The organism is Bacillus sp. M5A3_1b (assembly GCF_053345335.1).
In genome coordinates this window covers 167,944-179,698 of record NZ_JBKEZY010000011.1, presented here as the reverse complement: position 1 = coordinate 179,698, position 11,755 = coordinate 167,944, and the positions used below count along the sequence as shown (strand labels likewise).

At 33.5% G+C, this 11,755-nt stretch carries 12 protein-coding genes and 1 pseudogene; 3 read left to right on the top strand and 10 right to left on the bottom strand.

Annotated elements, in window-relative coordinates:
• Positions 1–23: 23 nt before the first annotated feature.
• From ACLBWW_RS24505 to ACLBWW_RS24490, 4 genes are all read right to left on the bottom strand, one after another.
• Positions 24–656 carry a class A sortase gene (locus ACLBWW_RS24505; RefSeq protein WP_048541777.1) on the bottom strand — a complete coding sequence of 211 codons (633 nt, stop codon included), beginning with the start codon at positions 654–656 and terminating at the stop codon, positions 24–26.
• Positions 657–772: 116 nt separating this feature from the next.
• On the bottom strand, positions 773–1,246 hold the full coding sequence (locus tag ACLBWW_RS24500; RefSeq protein WP_098077393.1) for a DUF2178 domain-containing protein: 474 nt from the start codon (positions 1,244–1,246) through the stop codon (positions 773–775).
• Complete coding sequence (locus ACLBWW_RS24495) at positions 1,239–1,457, bottom strand: helix-turn-helix transcriptional regulator (protein WP_000154013.1); 219 nt, start codon at positions 1,455–1,457, stop codon at positions 1,239–1,241. The genes ACLBWW_RS24500 and ACLBWW_RS24495 overlap by 8 nt, the downstream gene beginning before the upstream one ends.
• Before the next feature lie 112 nt (positions 1,458–1,569).
• The gene (locus tag ACLBWW_RS24490) at positions 1,570–2,826 is read right to left on the bottom strand and encodes a 3D domain-containing protein (protein WP_048541773.1); all 1,257 of its coding nucleotides are present in this window, start codon (positions 2,824–2,826) and stop codon (positions 1,570–1,572) included.
• A gap of 646 nt (positions 2,827–3,472) precedes the next feature.
• Between ACLBWW_RS24490 and ACLBWW_RS24485 the strand changes: the two are divergent.
• Together ACLBWW_RS24485 and ACLBWW_RS24480 are read left to right on the top strand one after the other, a co-directional pair.
• Positions 3,473–3,991 (top strand): annotated as a pseudogene (locus ACLBWW_RS24485) (methyl-accepting chemotaxis protein); the annotation flags it as partial.
• 131 nt (positions 3,992–4,122) lie between these two features.
• The gene (locus ACLBWW_RS24480; protein WP_048541769.1) at positions 4,123–4,935 is read left to right on the top strand and encodes an undecaprenyl-diphosphate phosphatase; all 813 of its coding nucleotides are present in this window, start codon (positions 4,123–4,125) and stop codon (positions 4,933–4,935) included.
• Between the two features lie 118 nt (positions 4,936–5,053).
• On the opposite strand, the gene ACLBWW_RS24475 is transcribed toward ACLBWW_RS24480, so the two are convergent.
• Positions 5,054–5,257 carry a hypothetical protein gene (locus ACLBWW_RS24475; RefSeq protein ID WP_001268332.1) on the bottom strand — a complete coding sequence of 68 codons (204 nt, stop codon included), beginning with the start codon at positions 5,255–5,257 and terminating at the stop codon, positions 5,054–5,056.
• Positions 5,258–5,429: 172 nt separating this feature from the next.
• Between ACLBWW_RS24475 and ACLBWW_RS24470 the strand changes: the two genes are divergently transcribed.
• On the top strand, positions 5,430–6,581 hold the full coding sequence (locus tag ACLBWW_RS24470) for a VanZ family protein (RefSeq protein WP_048541767.1): 1,152 nt from the start codon (positions 5,430–5,432) through the stop codon (positions 6,579–6,581).
• 7 nt (positions 6,582–6,588) lie between these two features.
• On the opposite strand, the gene ACLBWW_RS24465 is transcribed toward ACLBWW_RS24470, so the two are convergent.
• The 5 genes from ACLBWW_RS24465 to ACLBWW_RS24445 all read right to left on the bottom strand — a co-directional run bounded on the left by ACLBWW_RS24465 (position 6,589) and on the right by ACLBWW_RS24445 (position 11,704).
• Entirely contained in the window at positions 6,589–7,902 is a 1,314-nt protein-coding gene (locus ACLBWW_RS24465) for a D-arabinono-1,4-lactone oxidase (protein WP_098048178.1), read from the bottom strand.
• Positions 7,890–9,062, bottom strand: a complete 1,173-nt coding sequence (locus tag ACLBWW_RS24460; RefSeq protein WP_046957310.1) for an amino acid deaminase/aldolase — start codon at positions 9,060–9,062, stop codon at positions 7,890–7,892. Before ACLBWW_RS24460 ends, ACLBWW_RS24465 begins: the two co-directional genes overlap by 13 nt.
• A 108-nt stretch (positions 9,063–9,170) precedes the next feature.
• Entirely contained in the window at positions 9,171–10,172 is a 1,002-nt protein-coding gene (gene sph / locus ACLBWW_RS24455) for a sphingomyelinase C (protein WP_000676775.1), read from the bottom strand.
• Positions 10,173–10,243: 71 nt separating this feature from the next.
• Positions 10,244–11,095, bottom strand: coding sequence for a phospholipase CerA (cerA, locus tag ACLBWW_RS24450; protein ID WP_000731011.1), 852 nt, complete (start codon positions 11,093–11,095; stop codon positions 10,244–10,246).
• A gap of 264 nt (positions 11,096–11,359) precedes the next feature.
• Positions 11,360–11,704: a potassium channel family protein gene (locus tag ACLBWW_RS24445; RefSeq protein WP_073517263.1), complete on the bottom strand. Its 345-nt coding sequence runs from the start codon at positions 11,702–11,704 to the stop codon at positions 11,360–11,362.
• Between the last annotated feature and the right edge of the window lie 51 nt (positions 11,705–11,755).

Here is an 11,755-nt window from a genome sequence, read left to right as displayed (position 1 = left end):
CTTTAAAGAGTTGACCTTCTTTTTTACTTCTTCGCCTTCGTTCCTACTAAATCACCAGCAACAACGTAACGTTTAGAATTATCTTTCACAGATACACATGTAATAAGCGTTATCTCATCTTTCCCATGATCCTCGACAACCTCCCATTTATCAGGAGTTACTTCAGATACACCAGTAACCGCATATTCATATTCATTTTCATTATCATACAAATAAATTTTATCACCTTTTTTTAAAGAGGCTATATCACTAAATAAAACACCTTTTTTAGACATGTTATGTCCTGCTAATGCATAATTCCCTTTTCCCATGACTTGATTTTCTTTTACTGTTGCTGCACCTGATAATAGGTTTTTCTCAGTAGAAGATTTTAAAACAGGAAGTTCTAATGAAACACTCGGGATCGAAATACGACCAATTACTTGTTTCTTATCTAATGATGCACTCGCTACTTCTGCCAAGTCTGGTTGATCAATTTTCGAAGCATCTACAAATTCCGTCTCATGTTTTTCATAATCCATCTTTTGAACAGCCTGCACATTTTCAGTCTGTTTCTTTTCAGCCTGATATCCATCGTAAAATGGCTTTCCGATTAACACACCACCTACAACAAATAGAAGGATTGCTACTATACTATAAATTCTTTGCTTATTCATATACAATTCCTTTCCCTTACAAAATCTTACTCTATATAAAATGATAAGATAATATTGCTATATGTACAAGTGTAAGCTAAAAAGAAACCTTCTCGCACGTGCAAGAAGGTTTCTTTTTAAGCTAATTTATTTCTGTATAGTGATACGTGAAAGACTGTCATTTGAACAAAAAGCATGAAAAATAAAATATATAACGGATATCCAGGAATATATAAATCGGCTACAGGAGAAAGTGTTAAAAATCCAATAGCAATAACTACTCCGTACCAAAATGAAATAAATGTTGTTCGGCATGCCTTTTGTGTGATTTCTTTTTCCCGCTCATCTTCTTGTGGAAAGAGTAATGGGTACATCCAATAAGAAAGTGCTTTATGTTTCTTCTTTTGAACTTTATAAAAAATCGTCGTTATAATAGCTACAATTGTTAACAATCCTAATGGTATCATATTGATTGTTACTTCAAATGGCAATTTCTCAGTTTCAATAATATTTGCCAGCTCTATCCAAGCATAATAGAGTTCAATAAATGCCCAACAAGCAATCACAAATCTCAGCACATTTACAATATAAGAAACAGCAATTCTATTCATCATTTTCCCCCTCCTTATTTAAAACAAACACATCTTCCATCTTTAACTGAAATACATCGCAAATCGTAAGTGCTAATAACAGTGAAGGGACATAATCCCCTTTTTCAATTGCCGCGATTGTTTGTCTTGTCACTCCAACCTTTTCTGCTAATACACTTTGGGAAAAATTAAAGCGAGCTCTTAACTCCTTCACTCTATTTAAAATGGTCAATTTTACCACCTCTCAATTTCATTGTATGCTTTCCTTAACAAAATGTAAACTTAACTTAACATTATTTTTATAAAAAAATCCAACTTTACGTATTGTAAAGTTGGATTACATATTAATTTAAAATTTTAACTTTAACTGTTCTTCTACCCCACTCATTAGCTTGAGCTGAGTTTGGCATTAATAGATCAATGATATGCCCTTTTATTGCACTACCAGTATCTCCAGCAATTGCTGTTCCATATCCTTCTACATATACAGTAGAACCTAGTGGGATAACAGATGGATCTACAGCAATTAATTTCATGTTTGGATTTGCAGTTAAATTATGTCCTAACCTAGATTTTACAGTTTCACCCGGTTTATAGCCGTTTTCAGATGGATCAGCTGTATAAGCAGTTGCTGTTACGTAAAATTCTTTTCCACCTTGAGCTGGTTTCGTATCAGGTTTAGACTCTGTTACTGTATTTTTCGCTACAGGTTCAGCTGGTTTACTAGCTTTTTCTTGCTTTTGTTTTTCAGCAATTTCAGCCTGTGCCTTAGCTAAAGCTTCTTGCTCAGCCTTTGCAGCTGCTTCTGCTTTTGCACGCTCTTCTGCAGCAATTCTTGCTGCTTCTTGCTCACGAGCAATTGTTTCTTGTACGGCCTTCATATTTGACTCAATTTTAGCTTTTTCTTCTGCTGCTAAATTAAGTTGGCTTGCAACCTGATTATATTTAGCTTGAACTGTTTGTAAGTTATCTTGACGCTTTTTCAAGTTATCCTGCAACTCAGCTTGTGCTTTTGCTAATTTTTGTTTGTCTACTACTAAAGATGCTTCTTTTTCATCAATTGTTTTCTTATCCTCTTCAATTTGACGAAGATCTTGTTCTTGTAGACGTAAAATTTCTTTATCAGCTTCTAAAATAGTAGAAACTGCGTTCATACGTTGTAAGAAATCTGCAAAGTTTTTTGACTCTACTACAACTTCCACTACTAAACTTGTATTTGAACTGTTTTGAACAGAAACCATACGTTTTCTCATAATATCCTTACGAGCAAGGACTTTATCCTCTAAAACGACAATTTCATTCTTTTTTTGCTCAATCTGCTTATGTGTTTCATCGATTTTACGTTGAATAGCAGCTTGATCCTCTTTATTTTTTGCAATTGTATTATTTAAATTATGTAGTTCGTTTTCGATACCTTTAATTTCTTTACTAACAGCTTGCTTCTCTTGCTCTTTCTTTTGCATATCTGCATCGTTTTGCTGCAATTGCTGTTGCATGTTGTTAAGTTTCTCGTCGTTTGACTCTGCTTTTACAGCGACTGTACTAGAAAGACCGATAATGCCTGCTAATACTAGACTACTGATTCGCTTAAAATAGTTCATAATCCGACTCCCTTCTTATACAGTTATACATGATTTATTTTACAGTTTGTTTACAATACCATTAAATACAGTTTATTTTTCATGACGAAAAAAAGGGAATTATGCATAAAATGTAATAGATTCTTAAATATTTAACAATTCCTATATTTAAAAATTATAAAAGATGCTAAAATCCAAATATAGAGAAAATATAACTTCTAAAGGCGGTTGAAATAAATATATGTTTACTCAAAAGAAATCACTCCAACATAAAATTGATCAATTAGAAAATCGTATACAGGAATTAGAAGCAGAATTAAAACAAAAAGATATTGAAAAACAAGAAATCATTTCTTCTATTCACGACCGTGTGCAAAGCGTCGTTCAAGAGCATCAACTTGTAAATAATCAACACCATACACTTCAAAATTTAGTTCAACAATTAAACTCATGTTTCGAAAATGTTTCAACGCGTACTACACATTCCAATGAATTGAATAACGAAATGTTACAAAAAGAACAAAGCTTAATTCAATCAATTGAAGAAATTATTGACTGTTCTAATGAAGGAAAAGAATCTGTTCACCGTTTACTTATTGTAATTAACAAATTAGGTGAACAATCGCAGCGTACGTCTAACAGTATGAATCATTTAAGCGAACGCTCAAAAGAAATCGAGCAAATTGTAGAAGTCATCCAAAACATTGCAGCACAAACAAATTTACTTGCTTTAAATGCGAGTATTGAAGCTGCGCGTGCTGGAGAGCACGGTAAAGGATTCGCTGTCGTTGCCAATGAAGTAAGAAAACTAGCGGAAAGTACAGCCGAAAGTACAAAAAACATCGGTAACTTAACGAAAAAAATTCAAGAAGAAATTGAAAAAGCATACGATAACACAAAAGATAATTTGCATTTAGTTGATGAAGGTGTCGAAATGAGTGCTGATACAAACGCTAGAATTGAAAATATTTTAATTATGATTCAAACGTTACAAAGCGGTGCTACAAATGTTATTAAAGCTATCGAAAACCAAAAATCTTGTAATGATGATATATTACGTGAATTCTCTAATACACAACAAATGTTCCAAAAATTAAATACTACTATTATGAACCATATTCATGATGCCGAAAAAGTCGATGTTCAATTGACTAAAGGTCTTCAAGAAACAGCGGCTTCTCATTAATAATAAAACCCCCTTTAGCGCTATAAGGGGGTTTTATTATATTTCGAATTTTTATTTCTTTTCAATATTCATCCATATCTTTGTTATAATGGAAAAGTTGTTTCTTTCGACTAATAAACAAGGAGGTTATTATGGAACAATTTCATTACATTTTAAAATATTTAATTCTTGGTCTGTTCCAAGGACTAACAGAACCCATTCCGATTTCTTCAAGTGGTCACCTCGTTTTAGCACAACATTTGCTAGGACTAAAAATAGAAGGATTTAGCTTCGAACTACTTGTTAATTCAGCTTCATTATTAGCTGTATTACTTATTTATAGAAACGATTTAATTCGTCTAACGAAGAATGGTCTATCTTATATATTTACAAGAGCGGAAGGCGCAAAATCAGATTTCTTCTTTATTATTTACCTTGTTATTGCGACCATTCCAGCAGGTGTTATTGGTGTTTTATTTAAAGATTACATCGATCAGTACTTAAAAGGTGTGAAGATGGTTGGGATTTCCCTCCTTATTACTGCTGTCGGCCTTTGGATTATTAGAAACTTGCGTGGGCGTAAAAATGATGGCGACCTTTCTATGAAAGATGCAATCATCGTCGGATTAGCACAAGCTTGCGCACTAATTCCTGGAATAAGCCGATCAGGTGCAACAATCGTCGCAGCGATGTTACTTGGTATGAAGCAAGAAACAGCTCTTCGTTTCTCATTCTTACTATATATCCCTGTTAGCTTAGGTGGTTTATTACTAAGTATTACAGACATTGCAAAAGATCCAAACCTAGACACATTATTCGTGCCATATGTCGTTGCATTTATCGCAACATTTATCATGACGTATATTTCTTTAAAATGGTTTATGAACATTATGGCAAAAGGAAATTTAAAATATTTCTCTTTCTATTGCATTATCGTAGGTGTACTTACTCTTATTTTCTTATAAAGTTCAACTTACAAATCGAAAAACGAGTCATTCTATTAAACTAGGATGACTCGCTTTTTTATATCTTTATAATGATAAAATCCCTCTTACCTTTCTGTACAGTAAGAGGGGCCCTCTTTTATGCGTATACTTTCTTTTCTTGACAATACAAACGAATAACATGTTTATTTTGTTGAAATACATCATGCGTTAGGCGGATAATAATAAAATTTCGTTTTGTTTGATCATCATGAACAAAAATCTGTTCTCCCTCCTGAAAACGCCATGCACTTTCAAAAGTTGTAATATGATCCCCACTTACAGAAAAAAGCTCATATCGCATATCTTGTACCCTCTCTCAACTTATAATAATCACAATATCCTTATATTAAATTTAGTATAACTTAATCCCGTTTAAATTTGAAATTTTTTCTATTTCGAAATATTTTAATTTTGTTTTCAGGCTCTTTTAACGTTATAATGATAAACGAATTTTCAATGAAAGGAGCTTCATTTTGACTGCATATTTATTTCCAGTAAAAACAGCATTTATTTTATTTCCTATTTTAGCAATGTTTCTCTTAATACCTTTTTTAATATTTAACTACCGAAAGTATGGTTATTTAAATAAATGGCGTTCATTTATTTTATACTCATTATTACTTTACTTATTAAATGCCTATTTTCTTGTGATTTTGCCGTTACCACAAACATATGATACTTGTAGCCTACAACCGGCTAATACGCAACATATGCAACTATCACCATTTTATTTCATACAAGAAATTAGTAATCATACCTCGGCAATTTTAACGAAACCAGCTACTTATTTCTACCTATTAAAAGAATCTGCGTTTTTACAAGTAACATTTAACGTTCTATTAACCGTTCCATTTGGTATTTACTTACGTTATTATTTCCGACGTAGTTTCTTACAAACAGTGTGCATTTCTTTTTGCCTTTCACTGTTCTTTGAGTTAACACAAGTAACTGGATTATATGGTATTTATAATTGTGCCTATCGCTTATTTGATATTGACGATTTGTTTTTAAACACGTTAGGCGGCGTAATTGGTTTTATCATTGCACCAATATTTACGTACTTCCTTCCGAAAACAAGTGAATTAGATATTCATATTGATTTAGAAACAAAACCAGTCGGATTCGTTCGTCGTTTTATCGCGATGCAAATTGATTGGATTTTCTTATCTATCGTTGTACCTGTCATTAAAAACAAAGGAAATTCCTTCTTTGTTTCTAATATTCAATCTTACACGAACATATACGAACTCATTTTCATAACGTGTTCGATCTTTATTTACTTTATTATCATTCCATACTTTACGAATGGAAGAACAATAGGAAAAGCGTTGCTTCGAATTTATATTAAAGGACAAGCTGAGCGTATTACACTAAAAGAATTATTCATTCGTTACGGGATATTCTATTTCATTTTAGGCGGAATCAATTATATTCTTTCGAGTAGCTCTATCTTAAATCATACAGAGCCTTTAGTATTACTAGTTATACTATTATTCCAATTTGTAATTAACGGTCTATTTATTATTCATGTTTTATTGCATGTATTTAGTCGTGATAAATTACTATTTTACGAGCGTATTAGTCAAACAAGAAATGCGATCATACTAAAAAAAGCTGACAAGTAATACTTTGTCAGCTTTTTTTCATAATCGTAAATAATTTTTCTGTATAAGGGTTTGAAAACATTTCTGCTTCATCTAGAAACTTCCTCGCCTTTAGAAACGAATGCATTTCTGGATATATATTTTGTAATTTTTCGTACGTTAACGTATGCATTTTCCCCCAATGCGGGCGCCCTTCATACTTTAGAAAAATTTTCTCCACCTCACCAAAATAAGCAGCATACTTCATACCTTTATACATATGAACGGCAATATACGCTGAATCCCTTCCGTACGCTGGACTGAGCCATATATCATCACTTTTCACATAACGACATTCAATTGGGAAGTGCACTTTATACTTTTTCTTTTCAATAAGGTTTGAAATTTCTTCTACAACGGCCCGCATATAATTTGAAGGAACACTATACTCCATTTCATAAAATGGAACCGCACGCGACGTAGCAAATACTTCATAACTCGGACCAACTATCTTTGTATTCGGTACAGCTTTAGCCGATAATCGACTTACTCCTTTACTTATAGAGGGAAACCATTTACATCCTTTAGATAACAAAGAGAACATCTTATTTTCCAGCAACTCTACCTTTAGTTTATGCCATTTCAAGTCACTTTTTTTACCCGTTGTTTCATTTGTAAATTTCACTTGTACTTCATCTGAATAAGGAAAAACAAAAAATTCAAAATGGCGATTCTTCTTATATTCTTCTAGCTTGTTCATTACAGTAGATAATGACTGTTTTTCACTTTTATAAACGAGTGAATAGGCTGGAATAACCTTCAATTTTATTTTTACAATGATACCTAACATTCCAAGCGACAACTGAAAGGCTCTCCAATATTCCACATTCTCAGTTTCCGAACAAACTATACTCTCGCCTGTAGATAAAACTGCGGTAATCTCTATAACTTGTGTTGATAAACTTCCAAAGGTAATACCCGTTCCATGAGTCCCTGTACTAATCGCTCCTGCAATCGATTGCAAATCAATATCCCCTAAATTTTCTTGTGCATAACCTTTTTCTTCAAGTAACTTCCCTAAATCATGTAACTTTGTTCCTGCCCATACTTCGGCAACCATCTTCTCTGCATCCATATCCAAAATACCTTTCAATTCATCTAAAGAAACTAAAATTTCTTCCGTTTGCACAAGAGGTGTAAAAGAGTGTCCTGAACCGACAACACGAATTTTCTTCCCTTTTTTTCGAGCAAGCCCTACAACTTCTACTACATCTTGTATACTTTCTGGATACATCGTATAATGCGGCGTTCCTTCTACATTCCCTGTCCAATTTCTCCATTTTTGTCCCTTTATAGAAAGCATTGGCCATCCCCCCGATATGTTGAATACTCCCCAACAATCTCTCCTTCTTTCACACGATATAAAAAAGGAAAACGCTCACATAACTCTCCAGCTTTACTATGGCGAAACAAGATAGAATCTCCTATCTCTACTCGTTCCTCACCGTTATAAAAAATCGGTGTTTGCACTTCGCCAGCGCCTTCTAAAGCTAATAATTTTGCACCATTTGGTCTCCAAATCTCAGGTTCTTTATCTTTCCCGATTGCACCTGAGGCAATATATCCACCACCTAAACAAGTGTAAATAAACAGGGCTGGTTTACGCACAACTGGTAAAGCAAATCCGACAGCTGGATGAAATTGCACCTCTTTATAATAATCGAACAGCTTCGGGGCATAAAAAGCAGAACCTATTGTAATCTCTGAAACTGAATTATCTTGCTCAGTTGTTTTTATACTTCCTGTGCCTCCCCCATTTACAAACCTTAGTTCAATACCTAGGTTTTGTATTTCTTTTACGATATGTCCTCTTCTTTCTTTAACTTCTAACACTGACTTCTTCTTTAAATACGAAATTACTTTACTTTTCACTCTTTGATTAGGTATGTGATCTCCTACCCCAGCAATTTGGGCTTCATATCCCATTACACCATCTAGTATTAAACATGATGATTCTTTTACCCTTCTCACTATTTTCAAAGTACTCTGCACATCTTTTACTGGTGATCTTTTGACCCCAAAATGAAATTGAAAAAAATGACTACTCATATCAATATCCAAACAAACACGAAAACACCCTTTAGACTCCTCAGCAATTTTTTCTAGATAAACAATATGGTCTTCACAATCCACCATACAAGTTATAATGAGGCCTTGCTTTGTTAGCAAACTAATTTCATGTAAAGCTCTTTTATCATAAGCAGGATACCCAAGCAATAAATCATTGAATCCTTGTTCAATTAAAAACAAAGCCTCTCTAGGTGAAAAACACATAATACCTTGAAATCGATCATTTGTAGCTAAAATCTTTTGCATAACTGGAACAGAACGTAACGATTTACTCGCTATACGAATCTTCTTATTCCCACTTAATTCTATAATCGATTGAATATTTCTATCTAAAGCCACTTCATCCAAAAATGCACACGGTAATGGAACCTCTTTAAAAATTCCTCGATCCACATTTTTCTCTCCTCTTTTCAATATGTCTTATACATATTGGAAAGAAAGTTGAAATTTCCTCTACAAAATAAAAAAGTTTCTTCCTATTAAGAAGAAACTTTTTTAGGACTATTTCATAGAAATAGTTGCCTCTACTGGATAATGATCAGAGTAATCATTATATGTATATTTTTTAAGCCATGATGTAACAGTCCACTGTGGAGATTTCGGTTGTAATACTTTATTCTCTATAAATGACGGATTCGCATGGTCTTTACTTGCGATAATATAATCTAAATACTCGGCAGGGCTATCAGGGAAATTATATTTTGCTATACTGTTTGTCGTCGCATCCCAAGTTGCTGTATGTCCTGTATAAGATGGAATAGAAGCGTGCAATGTTTTGAACATGGATGCGTACTCTGAGTCACTATTGTTCTCTGCATTTATTTTATTCACGTTCATATCACCACCAAATAGGACGTACTCGTCATTTGGTATATTCTTATTTTTAATAAAGTCTTGAATTTCTTTTAACTGATTTGTACGTACAGATGCAGGTGAAGTTTTTCCGCACATACTATCTTCAGCCTGCAAATGTGTCCCGATTACATGAACGAAACGATCATTTTTCTTAATTTTCGTGTATACAAATCCTTTATTCGATAAATTATCTGGCCCGCATCCTTTTGCAAATACATATTGAATCTTTTCAACAATCGGCCATTTACTCACGATTGCAACGCCCCCATCTTCAGGAGTTGAAGATGAATAGCTACCTAACGTTTTATCCCATTCATTTCCGTTACTACGACCTAATACCGCTGTTTGATTTGGATATTCTTTCTTCAAATTCCCTAACAAACGATCTGATGCGCTATTATCAAACACTTCATTTAATATAACAACGTCTTGATTCTTTATATAATCTGCCGCCCCAATTAAATCAGCACGCTCACTTTGTCCCCAGTTCGGATATAAATTTGTTGATAGCATGTACACATTATGTGTCATCACTTTCAAAGTATTATTTTGATTTGTAGACGTTTCTGCTTGAGCTGAAGATCCTCCGTATAAAACTCCTAAACCAATCCCAAAGCTAAGTACACCTTTTAGCAATTTTCCTTTCACGTTTCATACCTCCATGTATTAGTTATAAAAAGGCCAAATACTCTATTGTGAGATTTGACCTTTTTTAATACTTAACGATCTCCGTACGTATCAAACCAAAGCTGAATGTATCCGGCAGTAACACGTTGTGCATCCATTAATCGCTTACCTGTCATTGGTGTAACTTCAGCGCGCCATTTATCTGCATATTCTTGTGATACAGCTGCTTTTACGAACCAATCTTTCGTATTATCATTTACAATGCCAGCGTAATCTTGTTTCGCTGCTACTGCCGCTCCGTGAATCCACTCTTCTGGATTTGTACCTTTCCAGTTCCAATATCCATTTCCATCCGTTACTTTATAATTATCTTTTATCGTATCTACAAAGTTTTCATATTTAGAATGGAATCCTTGTGGGTACGAAAGATTTGTAAAGTTTGCCGCATGCATCGGTTGGTTTACATCTCCTAAATAATGAAGAGATAATCCTAAATAGAAGAATGCTTGTTTCATGTCTTTATTTTTATATGATTCACCAGCTAATTTAAAATATTTAGCGCCAGTTTCTTTTGCTTGCTTTGCAAATGGAATATATGTTTTTCCATTGTCTGGATCATAGAAATGTGAAGCAAATGTGCTATTATCATAATAAGGATTTTCATAGTCAGCAGCATAAATACCATTTTCTAATTCCGTACGCCATTCGTTTACTTGTGCAACTCGATCTTGTTTTACAAGTGTTGTATTGCGAGACATAATATCAATCGCACGGTTTACAATCCATAAATGAGAGTTTACACCTTCTTTATGTTTATCTTCAGCAGACCAACGGTGAACTATTTTTATTTTACTTCCCCCATCATTTTCATGAGCAAATGCAACGCTTTGTAAAGGGGCTACTAATGTAATAGCTGCTGCTAAAGCAAGTACTTTCTTTTTCATCTGAAATCCTCCATTTTATAATTGAATTATTGTAAACTTTTTGTTAGGATCCTATGATGTCGTCCGGTTAACCTATGACTAGAATATCCCACCTTTCACGAAATATCTATTATTAAATTAAAATATGCAGATGTTCATATCATTATAACTTTATACATAGTGAATATAATGAATGAATGCACTTATATTGTAATAAAGTATTGTTAAGCTACTACAAATGATTGTCTAAACTAATGTAAAAAAAGAGTAAAGCATACACATGCTTTACTCTTTTTTTCTACTTGATAATATACTTGGCAGTTGTACATTAACGGCCAACTTATGAATAAATCCAAACACTAATCCAATCCCAATAAAGATATATAAGATTGTAAATACCTTTCCGAAATCAGTTTGCGGACTAAAATTCCCATCACCGACAGTCGTCAACGTGACCACACTAAAATATAAAGCGTCAAGAGGACGTAATCCTTCAACTGTACTATAAAAAATCGTACCAGATGTTAATGTTAAAAATGTTAATACGAATAATACTTGAAATTCTTTATCTTTCCACGCTCGTAAACAAGCTTTTAGCATTCGTTTCAATGTCAACATAAATGAAAGCATTCGACTTCCCCTTCCAAACAAAATACCTGTAGTTAAAGGAAAGTCTATCAC